Genomic DNA, 22,069 nt, shown 5'->3' with positions numbered 1-22,069 from the left:
TATAGCCTTAGTTTGTGTTATTTATCAAGTAATATCTTTATTGATTTATCCTTAAATTCTGTTATTTTACTAGTAGCAAAATCTTCGATAAATGGGATTAATATAACATATTTTGTGTCATTAAAGATATTACCATATTCAGCTTTTACATACTTACTTCCTGACACCGACTCTTTTTGATATTCTTCTCCTTTATCATTTAATACTTTAAACTGAGTAAAACAATTTACGTCTTTATCCAATTTATAATTTAGTTTTAATTTTAGTGGAGATATTTTTAAATTCTCTAGATTAAGATTTACTAGTTCATTTTCAATATCTAACTCGATATTTTTATTTATATCATAGGTAATAGTTTGATTCTTTAAATCCTTGCCCTTAATATCTAAATCTAAGGTCCAATTACCTCTTATTGCACCACCATAAGCAATAGGTTGACCTTTATCATCTACACTATAATGAGAAATATGTATTTTTTTTACAGTGATTTTTAAATTATAGATTTTGTCATTTTCTATTTTATGTGGAAATTGATTTTCATCTATCTCTCTATAATATTCATCATCATCACTACCTATAGTACCAATAGATTGGTAGGCTAAAACATCCGTTGTATTATCTGATTTTCTATCGGTAGATTCTGGAGCAGAGGACATACCGAAATCTGATAATTTCTTACCATCAACATGTATATCAATACTATCGGCACCTAATGATAATGTAGTTTCTTTATCAGACCATTTATCTACATACCATTCTTCGTGTTGTTTTTTAGTAAAATCAACACGTGGATCAAATCTACTATCATCAATATTCATATCTATTATAAGATTGTGGTCATCAAGTATAATATTTCTAAAAAGAATGTCTACATTTTTATCTGATATAACTTTATTTATATTGTACTTGGAGTCTTTTATTTCATTTTCTTTATTACTAGATACTTGACTGAGTGTATACCATATGTTTTTTACATTAGCCCACGCTTTTTCATTCATTATAAATCCACTTCCTAGTACAAGTGCTAAGGAAGCAATAGCTATACCTCTTTTATATTTTATATCTCTAGATTTAATCTGTTTTTTCATTTTTTTCTTTAGTTCAGTATTATCATCAAATTTTACTTCTTTATATTCATCTATATCAACTTTCACATCATTTAATATTTTAAAAGTATCTCTCATATTATAAGCTCCTTACTTACATACACTTTTTCGGATTTTTTTTCTGCCTCTAGATAATCGGTTATATAGGCTTGATACACTTGTATTATTTTTTAGCGCTATTTTTTCTAGTTCTTCACCTTCTAAATAATGCTTAATAAAAAGTTCTCTATCCCGATTATTTAAATGACTAAGTATCTCATTTATTTCTTCTTCTATTTCGGACTTAATAAGCTCAGTATCTATATAATAAATACTGTCACTAATATCAACAGTATCTATCTTTGATACATACTTTCTTTTATAATCTATTGCCTTGTATTTAGATATAGCACAAATCCAATTTTTAAGGCTGTTTTTACCTGCATCAAAACTTTTAATATTATCCCATACAGATAGAAGTATATCGCTTACACATTCATCCTCATAATTAATTAATACCCCTAAGTATTTTCTAGCTATAACGGTTATAATACCTCTGTAATTATCTATTAACATTTCCATACCAATTTCTTTTTTCTTTTTTATATATTTAATTATTAACTCGTCTTGCAAGTTGTTACCTCCCTCTGTAAAAGCTTTTACACTAACTAATACGTAAATAAATATAGTATCCTGTCACCTTCTATAAAAAAATATTTTTTATTTCATAATTTATTCATAATTTCTTTGTAATATAAGTTTAGAAAATAAATCTATAAAAAGGAAGTGGCTTATATGAAAAAAATAATAATAGGAACACTAGGTATGGGATTAGTAATAGGGGCAATGAGCATGACATCATTTGCTAATGAGAGAAATACAAATGTATCAGATGTAGATTTAAACAATAGAGTAAATGCTGAATCTACTTTTAAAGTAATAAACCAAGAAACAACTCAATATCAAAATTTAGATAATAACAATGATTCAAATACACCTAATCAAGGAAATAGAAATCAATATATGAACCCAGCAAACTGCTGTGCTTATAACTATAACTAATATAAAAAGTAGTAATAATTTTGATATTATTACTACTTTTTATTATAAAGAAATTATACTTTAAATAATTAGACTACTGTGTGATATTATTTTATTATAAAAACTTTGGCAAAGTATACTATAGCTAATATAAAAAAGGTAGAGTCTATAATCTTATTTATACGTTTATAGTCTATATTATATTTAATTATTTTATAAGTTAACTTCGGAGCTAGCAGCCTTATCACTACTGCAAATATAAATATTATACCTATGATACTAGCAACTATTGAGTTTCTAGGTAATATTTGATGAGAGCTAAGATATAAATCTACAAATATTAATATTGCCGTAAGTAAAGATAAAGCAGAATAAACTGTACCCTTATACTTATCATAACGAACAAAATTTTCTTCAAAGAAATCTCTCGATGGTGTATTATGCAACACATCTAAAAGTTCACATATATCCATAAAATCAAATTCATTATGAAATACTCCTACCTCAACTAAGTACATAGTTATTTCCTGATGACCATAAAGCACAAAGTTATTATAAATCTTAACTATCCTATATTTACTCTGCTCAACTACATCTATAAGCTTTTTTGATATTAATAAATCTATATCATCATCATCTTTTACTAACATCCTTATATAATAATTACCTTCGTATAAAAGTATCTTATCATCTTGATTTTTTATAATGAGGCCGATATATTTATCCATTATAAATATCCCCCTAAGTATTATATTTATTGTAAATTGTAGTTTAATAATATTTAATTTACAATAAAAACAAGTATTTTGAAATACGATTAATTTATTAATATATAAAAGAAGATTAATATAATAATGTACATGAACAAACTTGGTGATAAAAGAAAAAGATGTGTATGTTAGGTCTAAATCAGCATAGTATGATTATATTATATTGCAATAAAACAACTGTGAAAAAGTTCCATAAACTGTGAAAAAAAACATAATATAGGATTAATAACTGTTTGATTATGATTTATTGAAAACGTTAACAGAAACGTGATATAAATTACTTAAGAACTTATATTAGAAAATTTAATTCACTTCTCTTATGTAGAATAAGTGTCTTAGTAACACTTAAAGGGCCATATTTTAGCTTAATAAAAACATAGAGGTTTGGATAAAAAGGGAGATGGTTTATATGATGCAAAAGATTCAACGTTTTGGATCTGCAATGTTTACACCGGTATTATTATTTGCTTTTGCAGGGATAATGGTAGGTCTTACGAGCTTACTAAAAAATCAGGATATCGTAGGTTCAATAGCAAATCCTGATGGCCTATGGTATCAAATATGTTACTTAATAGAACAAGGTGCATGGACATGTTTCAATCAGTTACCACTTTTATTTGTAATAGGTTTACCAATTGCTTTAGCTAAAAAAGCACATGCTCGTGCTTGCTTAGAAGCACTAGTAACATATTTAACATTTAATTACTTTGTAAATGCAATACTTTTTATGTGGGGACCTAAATTTGGAGTAGATTTTACAGCTGAGGTTGGGGGACTTAGTGGCTTAACTACAATAGCGGGTATCAAAACACTTGATACAGGTATGATAGGTTCGATAGTAATAGCAAGTATAGTTGTTTACTTACATAATAAATTTTTCGATACAGAATTACCAGAGTTTTTAGGAATATTTAGAGGATCTTCATTAGTTGTCATGATTGCCTTCTTTGTAATGATACCTGTAGCTTTATTAACATCATGGGTATGGCCAATGATACAAGGGGTAATAAATTCAATGCAAGGATTTTTATCATCTTCAGGAACTTTTGGAGTATGGATATATACATTACTTGAACGTTTGTTAATACCAACAGGATTACATCACTTTGTTTACACACCATTTATATTTGGTCCAGCAGTAGTTGAAGGCGGTATAGCAACATATTGGCCACTGCATTTATCTGAGTTTGCGACAACAGCACAAAGCTTAAAAGAAATGTTCCCTCAAGGTGGGTTTGCACTTCATGGACTTTCAAAAGTATTTGGATCAATAGGTATAGGGTTAGCTTTTGTTGCTACAGCTAAACCAGAGAAGAAAAAGGTTGTAGCAGGATTAGTAATACCAGCAGTGTTAACAGCAGTAGTTGCAGGTATTACAGAACCTTTAGAATTTACATTTTTATTCGTTGCACCAGCATTATTTGTAGTACATGCGCTATTAGCAGCAACTTTATCAGCAGTAGCATTTACATTTGGAGTAGTAGGTAACTTCGGCTCTGGATTAATAGAATGGCTTTCACTTAACTGGATACCACTAGGTAAATACCATGGTTCAATTTATTTATTACAAGTAGGAATAGGGTTAGCATTTACAGCAATATACTTCTTCACATTCCGTTATCTGATACTTAAGTTTAATTTCAAAACTCCTGGTAGAGAAGATGATACAGAAGAAGCAAAACTATATACCAAAGAAGACTTTAAAGCAAAGAATCAAACAGATGCATCAGATAATGTTGCTGTAAGTAAAGAAAGTAAAGCATCAAAAGTACTAGAATTATTAGGTGGAAAAAATAATATAGTAGATGTAACTAACTGTGCAACACGTCTTCGTCTAAGTGTAATAGATGAAACTATAATAGCTCCAGACAATAAATTTAGAGAGCTAGGTGTTCATGGTCTATCTAGAAATGGAAAAGCAATTCAAGTAATAATTGGTTTATCTGTTCCACAGTTTAGAGAAGAATTTGAAAAAGTGATGGAAGAAAGCGAAGTTGCAACAACTAAGTAGATGATGTGAAATTTCACATGTACTGTGAAAAAATACTAAATAGGAAGAGTATTTCCAATTTGAACCAGATTTATTGAAAGCGTTATTTAAAGATGTTATAAATTAATTAAGATAAAAAAGTAAAAACTAATTTTAAAAATATATTAAATTATTAAATCAGGGGGATATAAATTATGAAGAAATTTTCAGTTGCAATAGCAGGTGGAGGAAGTACATTTACACCAGGGATAGTATTAATGTTGCTAGATAATCTAGATAAGTTTCCGCTTAGAAAAATAAAGTTTTATGATAATGATGAAGAGAGACAAGATACAATAGCAAGAGCATGTGAAGTAATATTAAGAGAAAAAGCACCAGAAATAGAATTTTTAGCGACAACAGATCCAGAGGAAGCATTTACGGATATAGATTTTGTTATGGCTCATATCCGAGTAGGGAAATATGCAATGAGAGAACTAGACGAAAAAATACCTCTAAAACATGGTGTTGTAGGTCAAGAAACTTGTGGACCAGGAGGAATAGCGTATGGTATGCGCTCAATAGGACCAGTAATAGAAATACTTGATTATATGGAAAAATATTCACCAGAAGCATGGATGTTAAACTACTCAAACCCAGCTGCAATAGTAGCAGAAGCAACTCGTAAATTAAGACCAAATTCAAAAATATTAAATATATGTGATATGCCAGTAGGAATAGAGGACCATATGGCAAAAATAGCTGGATTAAACTCTAGAAAAGAAATGAGTGTCAGTTACTACGGATTAAATCACTTTGGATGGTGGAAGAGCATAACAGATAAAGAAGGAAATGACTTAATGCCAAAGATAAAAGAGCACGTAAGAAAGCATGGATACAATGCAGACATAGGACCTAACCAACATGTAGAAGCGAGTTGGAACGATACATTTGTTAAAGCAAGAGATGTATTTGCAGTAGATCCAGATACTTTACCAAATACATACCTAAAATACTACTTATTCCAAGACTATGTAGTTGAGCATTCTGATAAAGAGTACACTAGAGCAAATGAAGTTATGGATGGACGTGAAAAGTTTGTATTTGGAGAGTGTAGAAAAATTATAGAAAATCAATCAACTGAAGGTTGCAAGTTAGAAGTAGATGACCATGCATCATATATAGTAGATTTGGCTCGTGCAATAGCATATAACACTCACGAAAGAATGTTATTAATAGTAGAAAACAACGGTTCTATTGAAAACTTCGATAAAACAGCAATGGTTGAAATACCTTGTATAGTAGGAAGTAACGGTCCAGAGCCACTAAGAATAGGAACTATACCACAATTCCAAAAAGGATTAATGGAACAACAAGTATCAGTTGAGAAGTTGGTTGTAGAAGGTTGGATAGAGAGATCTTATCAAAAATTATGGCAGGCAATAACTTTGTCAAAAACAGTTCCAAGTGCATCTGTTGCTAAAGCAATATTAGATGATTTATTAGAAGCTAATAAAGAATTCTGGCCAGAAATAAAAAGACCTGAAGTAGAAAATGTTGAAGCATTATCTTTGGTTTAAAAATTTGCTAAATAATTAATATATATAGAAAGTACAAAATTTATTGGTTTTGTACTTTTTATGTATATCTATGAGAACAAAGCTCTTAAAAGTAATAATTTGAAAATTTAGATTACTTGTTATCCGATTTGTTATACAATATAGTTTAAGAATATTTTTTCATTTGGGGGGTACAAAGGATGAAAATAGAAGAGCTAATTAATAAGCATTACAGTAATTTAAACCAAAATGATTTACATATTTTAAAATATATCTTAAATAATAAAAAGAGTTGCTATAATCTTGGTATAAATGCGCTTGCTGATAAGTGTAATGTATCTAGGACAACAGTATTAAGGTTGGCTCAAAAGCTTGGGCTTAGTGGTTATAGTGAATTTAAGGTATTTTTAAAATGGGAAGAAAGAGAAAGTTGTGAAAATGATAGTGGATATGTAGAAGCATTATCTGGTGGGATAGATAAGACTATAAAGCATAACAAAGATAAGCAGCTTAGAGATATTTGTGAACTAATCTATAAAAAAGAACGAATCTTTATATATACAACAGGAAGAGCACAACAAATATGTGCAGAAGAGTTAAAGCGTATGTTTTTATTTACACATAAATATTTTAATTTAATATCAGGAGTTCCAGAGCTTGAGGCATTAATACCAAACTTAACAAGTAGGGACTTGGTTATTATTATTTCTTTTTCGGGAAACACACCTAATCTAGATAGTCATGTTAATCAATTGGTAGTAAGAGGGATAGACTTTGTATCTATGACTAGACTTGATAATAATAAACTAGCAAGTATGACTCCTTATAATCTGTATGGTGTAAGTAGTAGTATGAGGTTAAAAAGTGGAGTACTATATGAAAGTACTATGTTTTTCTATACAATAAGTGAAGTACTTTTCTATCATTATAATCAATATCTTAAAGAGTTGGAAGAAAAGGCTGTAGAAATTGGAGGATGATTATGCAAGCTGTAGCAATAAAAAAAATTAACTTAAAAAAATCTCAGGTATTTTTTAATGCAGGAATAGTTTTTTCTATATTAACACCAATGATTTTTATGATGTATATGTATTTTCAAAGTATCAATGCAGGCAGCAATATATACAAATTGATTTTTGATAATCCTATAACTACTATTGCATTTATTATAGCTATGATACAACCATTTTGCGCATTGATGGTAAAGACTGCTGTTAATGATATTAAAGAGAATAAGCATAAGAGCTTATCTCAATTAGTGATTTGTACAATAGCAGTTATTCAAATAATGGTAGGAAATATAGCTGGTAGTATATGTTTATGGATAGGTATATTTAAGATAGATAATAAAGAAAAAAATATATTTAAAGATTTTAAGAAACTATTAAAAAATAAAGAAGCTAAGATTAGGATGGTTGGATGTATATTTATAGTTTTTGTTTCACTACTTTGTGTATTCTTAAAATATAGTATTAAAATTTAAAAATGGTGCTTAGGAGATTGAGAAGATGGGGTTATTTGATGTATTTAAAAAATCTAAAAGTGAAGAGAATTCAAATAAAAATGAGATATTGGTCCCTGTAAATGGTGAACTACTTAATATAGAGTCAGTACCAGATCAAGTATTTTCGACTAAGATGATGGGAGATGGATTTGGTATAAATCCAAGTGATGGAAATATATTATCTCCTGTAAGCGGAACAGTAGAGATGATATTTGATACTAAGCATGCAATTGGACTTAAAACTGATGAAGGTCTAGAAGTACTTATTCATATTGGAATAGATACTGTTGGTTTACAGGGGGAAGGTTTTGAGGTACTTGTCAAAGCTTTAGATAGAGTAAAGGCAGGAGATAAGCTAATTAATATGGACTTAGATTTTATTAAGAAAAATGCAAAATCTCATATTAGTGCAGTAATATTTACTAATCTTGAAGAAAATAAAGCTGTAAAAGTATTACCTGGGAAAGTACATGCTAAAGAAGAAAATAGAATAGAAATATTATAAATATATTTTGTAAAAAAGTCATATCTCAATAGTTGCTATATTGAGATATGACTTTTTTTATTGGAAATGTTGAGTTATTTTAGAAGTAACAATAACAATTTGTCGGAATATAATATTATATTAGCGCAGTAATAACTGCTAATACAAATTATTTTTGGAGGTGAAGTTGTGGGAGATAATGAAATTTCTAAAAGTCTAGGTATTGCAAGTGTATATAATATGTTCATTTTAGGTAATGCTAAGAATTTAGAAGGACCACACATTAATGGGAGAGTGGCTATTGGAGGAGATGCAACTATTAATGAAGCTTGTATTGGAGAGTCATTAAGCCCATCTAAAGCACGTGCAGATTTGATAGTTGGAGGTAAAATGACTATTACAAATGGGAGCAATAAAAATGGAAACAGTATTATCTATAATAAAGATAATTTAATAAAATATACGATGAAAAATTGTAATTCTTCCTCTTATCAACCAGTAGAAAAGACAATAGTTAATTTTAAAAGTGCAGGTAGATTTTTAAAAAGTACATCAAGATTCTTAGCAACCCTAGACTGTAATACAGTGATATTAATAGAAGATAACAACTTAAAGTTAATAGGTACAGATGATTACTTTAATATATTCTATGTTGATGGATATTGCTTGGAATCAGCAAAATCTATAGATATTATCGCACCTAATTCAGCAAAAATATTGATAAATGTATGTGGTGAAAAGGTTAAAATGGAAAAGACAGATGAAAATGATATGTTAATTACTAGAAATTCAAGAGAGCCTTCTCTAGAAGAAATAAAATCAATGATATGGAATTTTTCTGAGTTACTGGATTTAGAAATAATAGCTAGAGGATATAATGATTTTATCATACCAGGTAGCTTTTTAGCACCATGGGCAACTGCAAAAATGGTGAAACATCCTAATATAAAAGGAAACTTGATTTTTAAAGATATATGTGGACAAATTGACTCTTATGATTATAGTAATTACTATGAATATGGTAAAGCTGTAGATAGTTATTTGTTTGACAAAAAGTTGCCAAAATTTAATGCATGTGTTTTTGAGTAGAGTATAGATTTGATGTTAAAACACTGTAACTAAAAATAGTTGCAGTGTTTTTTAGTTATTAACTATCATCTATGTAATAAAATAAATTTACTAAAGGTATATTCATACATATTAATAAGCTAAATTGGATAAAATATCTAGTTTATATATTTCACTTGGAATATTCGACAAAAAATGATATTATGGTACCAGGTAATAATACTAGCAATAATTATGAGGGAGAATATACATGAAGAAAAAGAGTATTATCATTGGTATAATAATAGTAATATTAGCAATTTTAATTGGTGGATTAGGCTATATAGGCAATTATTTTTATGATTTAGCAATAAATCCACATACATCAAAAGATGCTATATTTGGTGAAGATGACGACAATGGATTGGAAGTAAAAGAGGATGTAGAGTGGCTTTTAAATACATCAGGATATGAAGATGTTTATATGAATTCATTTGATGATCTTAAGCTACATGGATATAAAATGATGAACAAAAACAAGACTAATAAATGGGCTGTTGTTGTTCATGGATACACTAGTGAAGGAGAGACAACTAGTTCAAAAGCAAAACATTTATATGATATGGGGTATAACGTATTAATTCCAGACTTAAGAGCTCATGGAAAAAGTGAAGGCGACTACATCGGTATGGGATGGGATGATAGAAAAGATATAATAGATTGGATTAATTTAATTATAGAATCTGATAAAGATTCTGAAATAGTTTTACATGGGACTTCAATGGGAGCAGCTACAGTACTTATGGTATCGGGAGAGAAGCTACCTTCTAATGTAAAATCTATAGTTGCAGATTGTGCATACACATCTGTTTGGAACGAATTTACTTATCAGTTAAAGGAACTGTTTAACTTGCCATCATTCCCAGTAATGAATGCTTCTAGTGTAGTAACAAAAATAAGAGCTGGTTACTGGTTAGGAGAAGCTTCTGCCATAGATCAAGTTAAAAAAGCTGAATTGCCAATATTATTTATTCACGGAGATAAAGATGATTTTGTTCCATACTATATGATGGATGAATTATATGAAAATACTAAATCAGAAAAAGAAAAGTTAACTATAGAAGGTGCTGGTCATGCTGAAGCTGACTTAGTAAATCCAGAGTTATATTGGTCTACAGTAGAAAACTTCTTAAACAAGTATGTAAAGTAAAGTCTTAAAATATATTTATTTAATTTAGCAAAATACTAAAAGGGTAATAAGTAATGTGATTAGTTAAAATCAATACTTATTACCCTTTTATATTATAGATATTTAAAATTCAATATCTATAACATATAAACCATATAAATATCACTATCTATATTACTGTAACAGTGTAGGTAAATATAATATATTCATGAGGATTTAATGTTGGTATAGTAACACCTAAAGCAAGTAAATTATCACTTACTATTGTAGTTATAATATTATTTCTTGAGTAAACTCCACTAACCCACTTTGTAGAGTTGGGCAAAGTATTAGTTACAACTAGATTACTAACATAAACAGAACCAGAATTACTTATTGTCATAGTATAAGTAAGAGTATCTCCAATAACCACCGAGGCACTAGGATATACAGATTTTATACAATTAATTACAGGGGAAGGTTGTAGTACTAATCTATAATCTTCAACTTCTCCATCAGAAGCAGGACCTAATGACCTTGGATCTTCCGATGTTCCAGTAGCACTTCCTATAGACAAGTTATCCGAAGTAAGCCTTATTCTAAGATAAGTATTTTTCTTTGAAGGAAAAGTATTATCAATTTTATTGAAAGACAAATTAACGCTCTGTTTCTTGCTACTTGAAGCAATAGTAGTTGAAAAGCACTCATTAACTTCAAATATTCCGTTGGTATTAAAATCAAGCCAAGCATATAGATTAGCAGTTTTACCAGTATTATTATATATGATACTTGGTATAGTAAAAACTCTGGCATGTGGATCGAGTACTAGCAAGCTTGTTAGTAAAGAATCATTATCTATTGGATTTATCTCAGTAGTTACATCGGCTTCAGGAAGTACAGTATTACCTAAGAAAATCTTATTAGTGATACTGTGTCTTGGTCCGTTTGAGCTAGATTTTAGCGATGACTTATAATTAGCAGAGTTAGAGGTAGATCCATCCTCAGGAGCATTTCCAAAATCAATGAGTATTGGCATCTCACCGCTAGATGCACCATCTCCAGTTCCCTCAAGATTTGAAAATTTCGTCATATACTCTATAGTTTTAGAACCTGGTGTATTTAAAAAAACTCTATATAGATTGAAATTAGAATCTATTAAATACATACTTCCTATAGGATCAAATATCATACCAACAATATTAGTTTTTTTATCAAGAAGTGGTAATGAAGATAAGATACCTGTTATATCAGTAGTGATATTATTTAATGTAACATTAAGAGAGCTATCAAGAGTAAATGAAACAACTTGATTTGAGTTTTTATTAAAAGCATATAATTTATTGTCTAACTTATTCCAAATCCAATCACTAAATGGATACAGATTTATACCAAGAAGTGATATTGATGGTAGCGTAAATGGATAAACGTATCCGTATTTTAAGCTAAAAGGATTTAAATTTATCTTTTGGCAAGATATGCTTAAACCTATCAACAAGCTTAATATAGAACCAGGGTCCATCTGATTAATATAATAATTACCAAGTGGGTCAAAACAACCCATAGTTGAAATAAGTGAATTGATAGGAATCCATTTACTTTCACTACTTTTATCTATTAAAAAATTTACCTCGCTTATAGTTTTATTAGTATCATTTTCTATTCTATAATATTTTGTAGGTTTGTTTTGAGTATTGTCACAAGCATATATAAGACCTTCTCTTGAATTAAAGCCTAGAGCATTAAGTTTTTTACCGCTATAAAGAGCCTCAGAGTATTTACTTCCTGTTACAATATCTAATGATGTAACAGTAGTTGGAGCGGTATCATTCTTATAAAGACTAAGGTAAGTAACATTATTATTAGGATATGATGAAAAGTATCCATGTCCAAAATCTATAGAAATAGTAGAGTTTGTATTAATTTGATTACTTGTAACACTTATTTTATATTGTCTTTGTGTAGTTGGCAGAGAATTTATAATAGGAGGATCGTATTCACTATCAAACACTGAATCAGCAACACTTCCAAATAAAGGTGTGTTTGTTTCATACAAGTAATATGTTCCCGGATTTTTTATCTTAAATGTAGTAATTGCATCATTTGATATTGTAGTTGTTGATATTGTTGGTCTTGAAATACACTCAGTTATTGTAGTACTATTAATAAATCCTTTAAGTGTTAAGTATATATTAGGTATTAGTGTATCTGAATTATTAAATACTCCATCTTTGTCTTTATCATTAAACACCCTAGATTGAATAGTAGCTCCTGAGCTTAAGTCTAGATTGTATTTAATAGGATAGTTATAAGTTTCGGTCTTTTGAGAATTACTGTTAATAGATAATTGTTTTGGATATTCTTCTGGTTTTGTACAATTTAGAGGGACAGCTAAATTAGCTAATGTAGTAGCACTAAATTTTATATATGATGGACTAGAACCAGTCAGTGATGCTGGTATACTATCAGCAACAACAGTATCTGGAGCAATACTTGTTGTATAAATATTATAACTCATCGTAGAAAAAACATTATTTGAAGACCTAGGTCCTATATCTGTAAATGTAGCAATTCCGTTGACTATGGTAGCAGTGTATCCATGATGCGAATTAGGGATTGTAGTAACATCTTCTAAAATAATATACCCACTTGTATTTCTCAAAATTTCAGATGTAGGATCTACTTTACCGTTTGAATTTTTATCATTATATAAACTCACAATAAATTTCATAAGATTCATCTCCTTAGTAAGGTTATATTCTTATAATATTAAATGAAAAATTATTATGACATCAGTTTATATAAATAAATAAGAAAATTATTAATTTATAGTAGAAAATGTCAAATTGAAGATACTTTGAATATAATAAAATGTATGAAACCTTAGTAAATTAAAAATAAGGAGGAAGTTATGGCTACAAAAATAATTAACAATGTAGCGCAATGTAGCTATGCTTATACATTGGCTTCTGATATAGTAACTAATACAATACTAAGCAATACAGTAACTACAAACGTAGATATGGCAGATATTTTAATATACAAATCCTCATCCTCAAAATATCTAGGAAAAGATGAAGAATTATCCTATACTATCACAGTAGTCAACAATACTGATATAGATGCAAAGGGAGTAGTTATAACTGATGTGCTACAAAATGGATGTACTTATCTTAAAAATAGTATGGATGTATTGATTAATAAGACAAATTCCACTAATAATATAGATTATATAAATACTTCAAGCAATAGCAGTATAAATGTGAATATTTTGCTACTAAGTGCAAGAAGTGTAGCAACAATCAGTTTTAAAGCCTCACCACCATCAAGTATATATCCGGGAATCATAGTAAATAACATAGCAAATGCCTTATACAATTCAGTAACAACACCATCAAATATAGTAAGTACAACTTACAACTATGCAGTAGTTGAGATAAACAAAATAGTAGATAAAAAAGGTAAGACTAATATTCAATGTAATGATAATATGGACTATCAAATTATAATACAGAATAAAGGAAATGTACCAGTAATAAATCTTAAGGTATCAGATAAGATAGATGATCTATTTAACATATACCCAACATCATTAACTCAAAATATAAAGATAAATGGAAGTTTAATAGATGGAACTAATGTAAGTGCAAGTATTGTAGATTCAGTTTTATATATAAATGGAATTAGTGTACCAGCAAAGATTAGCGAAGTTATTCCAACCACAACTATTACCATTCAAGGAAAAATTAATTGCTAACTATACCTGTAACTAAGTTATGGGAAAATTCATAAGATATTACAGTATAAAGCAAAGGTTTTAAAGGTGGGAAGTATATGAAGTTTATATTAGATTTATGTAAAATATGGAATGTATATAGGGTAAAGGTATGAAAAAAATTACGACTATGCCTAATATAACCTATGAATATGAGCTTGGAAGTTCTGAGATAAAAAAAGAAACAATAAAAGGAAATATACCAATAGGTCCAAAAGAATATGATAAATTAAAATTTATAAAAATATCAAGTACTTCAAATGTAGCTGTTGGAGAAGTATTTGACTATATCTTTATTATAATAAATGGATATAATACAACAGTTGAAAATATTAATATTAGTGAAAAAATAGATGAAAATCTTAAGTTTATAGATAACAGTATTAAAATAGATAACAAAATTTATAAAGATGAAAGTATAAATAATGGAATTAAAATATCAAGATTAGATCCAAACGAGATGAAGCAGATTTCATTTAAAGTAAAACTAATTAATAACCCAGACTTTGGAAAGATAGTGAGTCAAGGTAATTGTATATACAGTTTCTCAAATCAAGATATTACAGCAAGAGAAAGTATAGATAGTAATTTAGTAACTATAAATACATCAAATAGCAATATAGGTATTAGTCTAATATCAAGCTCGATTACTATAAGCAAAAATAAAAAGGTGAAATTTAATACTACTATTACAAATACAGGAAAATTAATTCTTAAAGAATTAAATATATTTTTAGATTTACCTATACAAGCAAAACTAGATATGAATAAAATCAAAGTGAATAAGAAAAATGTGTACAAAGTAGATTTAAGAAAAGGATTAAGATTAGAAGATTTAAAACCAGGTGATACACATTATATAGAGTATGAGATTAAGCTGATTAATGATGAGATATCAAAATTAACGTCAAGTATTTATGCAACTTATAATTTGGAAACACAGTATGATAAAATAATTTCAGATAGATATAGTATTGATTTAAAAGTAGAAAAGCTAATAATATTAAAGCCATATTTTAATGATGATATTATTCTTTGTGATTTTGAAAATTACTATAATATTGAAAAAATAAAATCAAATATACTAGTAAAAGACTATAAGTTACTTCATGGTATTAAGTACAATGAAGTAGTACTTGATGGATTTATTATATATAAGATTATTTATTATGACATAAGTATTAATAAACTTAGTTGTGTATCTATAAAACAAAACTTTAATAAAAAAGTAAAGCTACCTAATGATTACAAATATGATGATACAAAAATAATAAAGATTGATACCTATGATTTATGCTATAAATTTATAAATAATACAAATATAAAGGTATACGGTAATCTAGCCATAGAGCTTCTGATAATATAAATGGATAAAAATAAAAACACGAAGCTAGCTTTGTGTTTTTATTTTTATATTAAGATTATTTTTGATTTTAAATGCTATCTAGTATAGCATATAGAGATGTTAACGATTATGATAATTTTCTTAATAAGATTTGTAGTCGCTTTTAACTAATCCCATAATAACTTTGTTAGAGTACTCATCATCTCTAAAAAATGCTTCTTTCATGCAGCCTTCATATATAAAACCAGCTTTTTTATAAGCTTTGATAGCTCCAATATTTTTTTCTGCTGCTGTTAGCATTATTCTATTTAAACTTAACTCTTCAAATCCTAATCTTATAATCTCCTTAGTAACATAAGTACCTACACCCTTACCGTGATAAGATTTATCACCGATAAAAATAAAATACTCACCACTATTATTAACTTGGCTTATTGCACTTATTCCAGCATATCCAAGCAAAGTTTTATTAGTATTGTCATAAATTCCTAGGCTATATGACTTCTTGTCTTCTAATACAGTATCAAACCAATTTGATATATCTTCATCAGTTTTTAAGTTTTGGAATAAAGTTAAGGAATATCTTATTACATCTTTATCTTTTATCCATTTATAAAAATAATTTCTATCATTACTTTGTAGCTTTCTTAAAATTATGTTCATTATAACCCCCATGTCTAATATAAAAATATCATTCTATCATTAATACCTTCTTATATTAACATAACAAAATATTAATTAACACTTATCTCTTGTATTGGGTATTAATTAAGCTAAGAATTAACATTTTGATTTAACTCTTAACAATTACACTAAATATTAACGAGCACCTAACCCCATCTTAACAATAAAGTCGATTTATAAATATATAATGAAGATATAGGAAAAGAAATAGAAAATATGCATAAATGTGCAAAACTTTTATTTATTGGGGGAGAAAAATGAAAAAATCGTCAAGAATCTTAAGTACAGGTATGGCTACTTTAATGCTATCATCATCAGTATTAACTAACACGGTAATTGCAGCTCCAGCTAAGGGAGAGGATATAGTAAAAGTTTCGGTATTCTCAGATCCACATTTGCTGCCAGAAGAATTTATCGGAAATAAGGGGAACAACTATCAAGATTATGTAGCAGGTGATAGAAAAATGTTAGCCGAGAGCGAGAGAATACTAGATGCTGCAATTGATAATATACTAAAATCTGATAGCGAAATAGTAATAGTACCAGGAGATCTGACTAAAGATGGAGAGAGAGAATCTCATGAGCTATTTGCTTCTAAAATAAAGAAACTAGAAGATGCAGGCAAAGAAGTATTTGTAATAAACGGAAATCATGATATTAATATGCCTGATGGAGTATCTGTAAAGTTTGTGGCTGATGGGGTAGATGAAAATGGAAATCCTAAAGATAAGGTTGAAAATGTAGATAGCATACTACCTGGAGAATTTAAAGAAATATATAAAGACTTCGGATATGAGCAAGCTTTAGCACAAGATCCAAACTCTTTATCATATGTCGCAAAGCTTAAAGATGGATATAGATTAATTGCAATAGATGCAGCAGTTTACGGAGAGACAAAAGAAGAAGCTTACAAACAACAAACGGGCGGAGTAATAGAAGAAGATACTTTAAAATGGGTATTAAAACAAGTTGAAGAAGCTAAAAAAGCTGGAGACGAAATAATTGGTATGATGCATTATGGATTACTTGAGCACTTTGAAGGACAAGCTACAGTGTTCTCACCATATGTAGTAGAAAACTATAAAAATGCTTCAACTAAACTTGCCGATGCTGGTATGAATTATGTATTTACTGGACATTTCCACGCTCAAGATATAGTTCAGTCAGAAAAGACTGCAAATGGAAATACTATCATAGATATTGAAACAGGTTCATTATCTACATCTCCATCACCATACAGAGAAGTTGAAATAGATAAAAGGATAGATAAAATAAAAATTGAATCTAAGTTTATTGAATCTATAGAAGGTATTGAAAACTTTAGAGAGTATGCAAATAAATTCTTAGAAGATGGTATTCCATCTATGGTAAGTGGATTATTAATAGATGTTGTAGAAGGATTATTAGGTGGAGATAGTATTAGTAATACATATGGATTAGAGAATTTAATAAATAATAATAATATAGATGAAATCAAAGAAAATACTAAAAAGGCTTACAAAGAAATATTAAAAGAGAGATCGGATGAAGAAAATAGCATAGATGATGTAGAAGAAAAAATAGAAAATACTAGTGAAGAGATTCAAGAGGAATCTAACATAAATGAAAGCAATCAAGAAGTAGAAGTTAATAGCCAAGAGTCTTCACTTGAAGAAAACTTAACAGATGACAACAATAATGAATATTTATACATAGATAAAAGCAATAAAGCAATAGAAGAGGTATTTACAAAAACAAATATAAAAAATTGGTTAACTAAATCAATAAAAGAACTAGAAACAGCAAGTATAAATGATAATTGGAAACTAATGGATGCAGTTACATATTGCTTAAAGCAAGTATACAAAGGAGACGAAGTATATTCAGATGAAATAAAGGCGCTTCAAAATGACATGCTTAACTCTGATATAACAGGTAAGATGCTTGCAACAGTACTAAAGAAAAATCTAAAAGAACTACAAGGACCTAATCCTGTTGAAAATGTAGTAATACAAGGCGCAGTAGGAATGGCTGTTGATGATCTATTAAAAGAAGGGGACTTGGAAAGTACAATTGCAACAACACTTTCAGGTTTTATTACTAGTTTATTAACAGATTATCAACCAGGAGATAATAACATAAAGTTATATGATGGAAATGAACTTACAGCTAAGTATGTAGTAGATTATATAGAGAAGCTACCATCTAAAATAACTTTATCTAATAGAGAAAAAGTTGAGATAGCTAGATTATTATACGAAGAACTAAATGAACAAGATAAAAAATCAGTTACAAATATTAATAAATTAGTAAAACTAGAACAAGACTTAGCAAAACTTGATGAGAGAGGATTGAGATTTCTTCATCTGTCAAGTTACTCTACAGGATTAAGTAGTGAAGATGGTGGGGTAGCAGAAATAGTTAAGTACAACAAAGATAATCAAAAGATGTACTTAGTAAATGGAGCTACAAAAACTATTGATATAGTAAAAATCAATAAAGATGGAAGTACTAAAAAAGATAAATCATTAGATGTAAGTAATATGATAAAAGATTTTAAATTTGGAGATATAACAAGTGTTGATATAAATACAAAACAAAAGCTTGTTGCAGTGTCAGTTCAAGAAGAAGATTACACTAAGTCTGGAGCTGTATTATTATTAGATTATGATGGTAATTTAGTAAAATCTATAAGTGTAGGTATACAACCTGATATGGTAACTTTCACAGAAGATGGCAATCACATAATTACAGCCGATGAAGGTGAGCCAAGAGAAGGTTACGGAGACTCAAAAGTAGATCCAAAAGGGTCTGTAAGTATAATAAATTTTAAAAATGGAGTGGATAAAGCTAAAGCAAACATAGTTGATTTTACTAAATTTGATAGTAAAAAAGATGAACTTATAGCAAATAAAGTATTACTTAATAAAAATACAAATCCATCTGTAGACTTAGAACCAGAATATATAACTTTATCAAGTGATGGTAAAAAAGCATATGTAGCATTACAAGAAGCTAATGCAATAGCTACACTAGATATTGAAAATCAAGAATTTACATCTATTAAGGGCTTAGGATTTAAAGATCATTCAAAAGAAGCAAATGCACTAGATGCAATTAAAGATGGAAAAATAAATATAAAAACTCAGAATCTTCAAGGTATATACATGCCAGATGGCTTAGCTTCTTATGATGTAAATGGAAAAACTTATATACTTACACCAAACGAAGGTGACTCAAGAGAATGGGGAGACTATTCTAATGTAAGTAAGGTAAAGATAGATGGAAAGAACGTAGAAGTACTAGATACTTCTAAGCAAGATGGGGTAGATGAAGATGTAAACTATCTATTTGGTGGACGTTCATTCTCAATATGGGATGCTGATACAATGACTCAAATATTTGATAGTGGAAGCGATTTTGAAACTATAACATCAGATCTATATCCTGAATACTTTAACTCGAGTCATAAAGAATTAGAATTAGATAATCGTAGTGGTAAAAAAGGGCCAGAGCCAGAAGATATAAAAGTTGGGGAAATTGATGGGGAAACTTATGCATTTGTTGGATTAGAGCGTATAGGTGGAATAATGTCTTATAACATAACAGACCCTCAGAATACATTCTTTGTTGATTATATAAATACACGTGATTTTAGTGGAAATATGCAAGGTGACCTTGGAGTAGAAGGTCTAAACTTCATATCAGAAAGTGATAGCCCAACAGGTAAGCCAATGCTTTTAGCTGCAAATGAAGTAAGTGGGACAGTTTCTTTATTTGGACTATCTAAAAATACTATAGTAGGAGATGAAGAAACACCAAGTGATAATCCAGAAAATCCAGGTCAGGATGAAGAGCAAGAACCCGGTGCTGGTCAAGATACTACATCAAGACCAAATGAAAGTCAAGGAAATAAACTTTCAGATAACACAACTACTAGTCCACAAACTGGAGACTCTAGTTTGTTTGGTCTTTCAGTAGTAGGAATAGCAGCCGTAGCTGGATTTGTAGTAAATACATTTAAAAAGAAAAAATAAAATCAAATAGCAAATTTAGATAAGATATAATTGGTTACATATAACTTTATGTAGCGATTTATATAACATAGGAAATTATATTAAAAAGTATCCTCTACCAAAATATAATTTCCTATATATTTTATTTCTGCTAAAATATTAAAATTAACAATTATTAATAAAGTTAATTATCTCCTCATTGACTTTATCTCTTTGTTCATAAAAAGCAGCATGACCGCTTTCAGTTAATGGAACCAATCTAGAGTTCTTAATTGCCTGATTCATATATTGACCAAACTCAAAAGGGCACACCTTATCATGAAGACCATGTAATATTAGGGTAGGGATATTTACATTACCTAAGTCATTTAACAAAGACTCATCTCTTAGCGCCATTAGAGATTGAGTTGTAGACCATCCAGAAGCTGCTAAGCATAAATCACAGAACCAATCAATAAAAGGCTGAGATGTATATTGATAGAAGAATAAATCTGCTACACTTCTAATAAATTTAGGCCTATCATTATAACTTTGTTCTATAAATGAATCTACTTCCTCTCCAGTGTATCCATACTGCCAATTTTTATCTTTTACCCACTGAGGAGCTGCAGCACCTATTAAGCAAAGTCTAGAAACATTATGAGAATTGTAGTTAGATACATATTTAATAGAGATAGCGCCACCCATTGAATGACCCACTAGTGTAACATTTTTTAACTGAAGTGCTTCAATAACATTAAATATATCTTTTGCCATAGTATCATAGAAGTAACCAGAAGATGGTCTATCTGATTTACCATAACCTCTCAAGTCTATAGCTACACATCTATACTCTAACCTAGATAATACGTTTAATTGATATTCATAAGCATTATGATTTAGTGGCCACCCATGAACAAATAAAATTGTTTTTGAGCATTCTGGATTTAAATCTTCAACATATATTTTCACATTTTTTTCTACTTTAATGTAATATCTCATAAATACCCCCCAATAATAAAAACTTAAGTTATTAATATATTATTTTTAAAAAGTATTTATGTGAGTTGTCTAACATATGACTTATGAAAAACATAGTAAATAAGTCAATCATACTTAAAATTTAAAAATTATTTATAATATTGTAAGAAAATCTTAAGAATTTAGTTAAGGATTTCTTAAGATTTGTAACTTATTATATAATTGTTAGGGAAATAATAACAAATTTACATAATTAGACTAACTAAAAACTTCTAAATATGATGAAACAACAAAATATATTGTATAATACATATGGAAATAGAATTTAGATATTATAACAAAATATATTTAAGTACATAAGGAATAACAATTTAATTTGTACAATATAGTTGCGATTCATAATTAGATGGTAAAATAATTAATTGGGTAAAGTATATTAAAGGTGGTGTGGGTAATTGGCAACTAAATTGAAAAACTATAGTGGAAAATTTTTTAAGAATAAGAGCTTAGTGTTCAACTGTTTATTTATACTAGCAATGTTTATGATAACTCAGGCTTTAGGAATATTAATATGTTTTCATGTTCTAGAATTTGATTTATTTATGATACTAGTAGTTCTTTTTTCTTTGAATTTTATTTTATACAAAACGGTATTATCTTAAATATGATTACGAAAGGGTATTTTA

Annotated in this window: 18 protein-coding genes; 12 read left to right on the top strand and 6 right to left on the bottom strand. The window is 28.7% G+C overall.

The annotated features are described in order from the left end of the window. Positions 1-17: 17 nt before the first annotated feature. Positions 18-1,184, bottom strand: coding sequence for a DUF4179 domain-containing protein (locus tag CHL78_RS01350; RefSeq protein WP_094367714.1), 1,167 nt, complete (start codon positions 1,182-1,184; stop codon positions 18-20). 12 nt (positions 1,185-1,196) lie between these two features. After that, positions 1,197-1,718, bottom strand: coding sequence for a sigma-70 family RNA polymerase sigma factor (locus CHL78_RS01345; protein ID WP_094367713.1), 522 nt, complete (start codon positions 1,716-1,718; stop codon positions 1,197-1,199). A 162-nt stretch (positions 1,719-1,880) separates the two neighbouring features. Between CHL78_RS01345 and CHL78_RS01340 the strand changes: the two genes are divergently transcribed. Then, positions 1,881-2,147 carry a hypothetical protein gene (locus tag CHL78_RS01340; RefSeq protein WP_094367712.1) on the top strand — a complete coding sequence of 89 codons (267 nt, stop codon included), beginning with the start codon at positions 1,881-1,883 and terminating at the stop codon, positions 2,145-2,147. Positions 2,148-2,233: 86 nt separating this feature from the next. Here CHL78_RS01340 and CHL78_RS01335 read toward each other — a convergent pair whose 3' ends face one another. Continuing rightward, complete coding sequence (locus CHL78_RS01335; RefSeq protein ID WP_094367711.1) at positions 2,234-2,854, bottom strand: hypothetical protein; 621 nt, start codon at positions 2,852-2,854, stop codon at positions 2,234-2,236. A gap of 451 nt (positions 2,855-3,305) precedes the next feature. Between CHL78_RS01335 and CHL78_RS01330 the strand changes: the two genes are divergently transcribed. The 7 genes from CHL78_RS01330 (at position 3,306) to CHL78_RS01300 (ending at position 10,669) form a co-directional block, all read left to right on the top strand. Continuing rightward, the gene (locus CHL78_RS01330) at positions 3,306-4,907 is read left to right on the top strand and encodes an alpha-glucoside-specific PTS transporter subunit IIBC (protein ID WP_094367710.1); all 1,602 of its coding nucleotides are present in this window, start codon (positions 3,306-3,308) and stop codon (positions 4,905-4,907) included. A 173-nt stretch (positions 4,908-5,080) separates the two neighbouring features. Continuing rightward, positions 5,081-6,445, top strand: coding sequence for a 6-phospho-alpha-glucosidase (locus CHL78_RS01325; protein ID WP_094367966.1), 1,365 nt, complete (start codon positions 5,081-5,083; stop codon positions 6,443-6,445). 179 nt (positions 6,446-6,624) lie between these two features. Continuing rightward, entirely contained in the window at positions 6,625-7,404 is a 780-nt protein-coding gene (locus tag CHL78_RS01320; protein WP_094367967.1) for a MurR/RpiR family transcriptional regulator, read from the top strand. Positions 7,405-7,406: 2 nt separating this feature from the next. After that, positions 7,407-7,907 (top strand): hypothetical protein, encoded by a 501-nt coding sequence (locus tag CHL78_RS01315; RefSeq protein ID WP_094367968.1) that lies wholly within the window; start codon positions 7,407-7,409, stop codon positions 7,905-7,907. A 25-nt stretch (positions 7,908-7,932) separates the two neighbouring features. Then, a complete protein-coding gene (locus CHL78_RS01310) occupies positions 7,933-8,433 on the top strand; it encodes a PTS sugar transporter subunit IIA (protein ID WP_094367969.1) in 501 nt (166 codons plus the stop codon). A 168-nt stretch (positions 8,434-8,601) separates the two neighbouring features. Then, positions 8,602-9,501 (top strand): choice-of-anchor A family protein, encoded by a 900-nt coding sequence (locus tag CHL78_RS01305; RefSeq protein WP_094367970.1) that lies wholly within the window; start codon positions 8,602-8,604, stop codon positions 9,499-9,501. A gap of 229 nt (positions 9,502-9,730) precedes the next feature. Next, positions 9,731-10,669 (top strand): alpha/beta hydrolase, encoded by a 939-nt coding sequence (locus tag CHL78_RS01300; RefSeq protein ID WP_094367971.1) that lies wholly within the window; start codon positions 9,731-9,733, stop codon positions 10,667-10,669. A 148-nt stretch (positions 10,670-10,817) separates the two neighbouring features. Here CHL78_RS01300 and CHL78_RS01295 read toward each other — a convergent pair whose 3' ends face one another. Next, entirely contained in the window at positions 10,818-13,355 is a 2,538-nt protein-coding gene (locus CHL78_RS01295; RefSeq protein WP_158540610.1) for a GEVED domain-containing protein, read from the bottom strand. 180 nt (positions 13,356-13,535) lie between these two features. Between CHL78_RS01295 and CHL78_RS01290 the strand changes: the two genes are divergently transcribed. Together CHL78_RS01290 and CHL78_RS01285 are read left to right on the top strand one after the other, a co-directional pair. Further along, complete coding sequence (locus CHL78_RS01290) at positions 13,536-14,381, top strand: COG1361 family protein (RefSeq protein WP_094367973.1); 846 nt, start codon at positions 13,536-13,538, stop codon at positions 14,379-14,381. A 130-nt stretch (positions 14,382-14,511) separates the two neighbouring features. Then, entirely contained in the window at positions 14,512-15,765 is a 1,254-nt protein-coding gene (locus CHL78_RS01285; protein WP_094367974.1) for a COG1361 family protein, read from the top strand. 120 nt (positions 15,766-15,885) lie between these two features. On the opposite strand, the gene CHL78_RS01280 is transcribed toward CHL78_RS01285, so the two are convergent. Further along, positions 15,886-16,407, bottom strand: a complete 522-nt coding sequence (locus CHL78_RS01280; RefSeq protein ID WP_094367975.1) for a GNAT family N-acetyltransferase — start codon at positions 16,405-16,407, stop codon at positions 15,886-15,888. Positions 16,408-16,685: 278 nt separating this feature from the next. On the opposite strand from CHL78_RS01280, the gene CHL78_RS01275 reads away from it, so the two are divergent. After that, a complete protein-coding gene (locus CHL78_RS01275; RefSeq protein WP_158540609.1) occupies positions 16,686-20,444 on the top strand; it encodes a choice-of-anchor I family protein in 3,759 nt (1,252 codons plus the stop codon). A gap of 144 nt (positions 20,445-20,588) precedes the next feature. Here CHL78_RS01275 and CHL78_RS01270 read toward each other — a convergent pair whose 3' ends face one another. Beyond that, positions 20,589-21,404 (bottom strand): alpha/beta fold hydrolase, encoded by an 816-nt coding sequence (locus tag CHL78_RS01270; RefSeq protein ID WP_094367977.1) that lies wholly within the window; start codon positions 21,402-21,404, stop codon positions 20,589-20,591. Between the two features lie 434 nt (positions 21,405-21,838). On the opposite strand from CHL78_RS01270, the gene CHL78_RS01265 reads away from it, so the two are divergent. After that, on the top strand, positions 21,839-22,045 hold the full coding sequence (locus CHL78_RS01265; RefSeq protein WP_094367978.1) for a hypothetical protein: 207 nt from the start codon (positions 21,839-21,841) through the stop codon (positions 22,043-22,045). The last annotated feature ends 24 nt before the right edge of the window (positions 22,046-22,069 follow it).

Origin of the sequence: Romboutsia weinsteinii (assembly GCF_002250835.2) — a bacterium.
GTDB lineage: Bacteria > Bacillota > Clostridia > Peptostreptococcales > Peptostreptococcaceae > Romboutsia_A > Romboutsia_A weinsteinii.
This window is presented reverse-complemented; position numbering and strand designations above follow the sequence as displayed.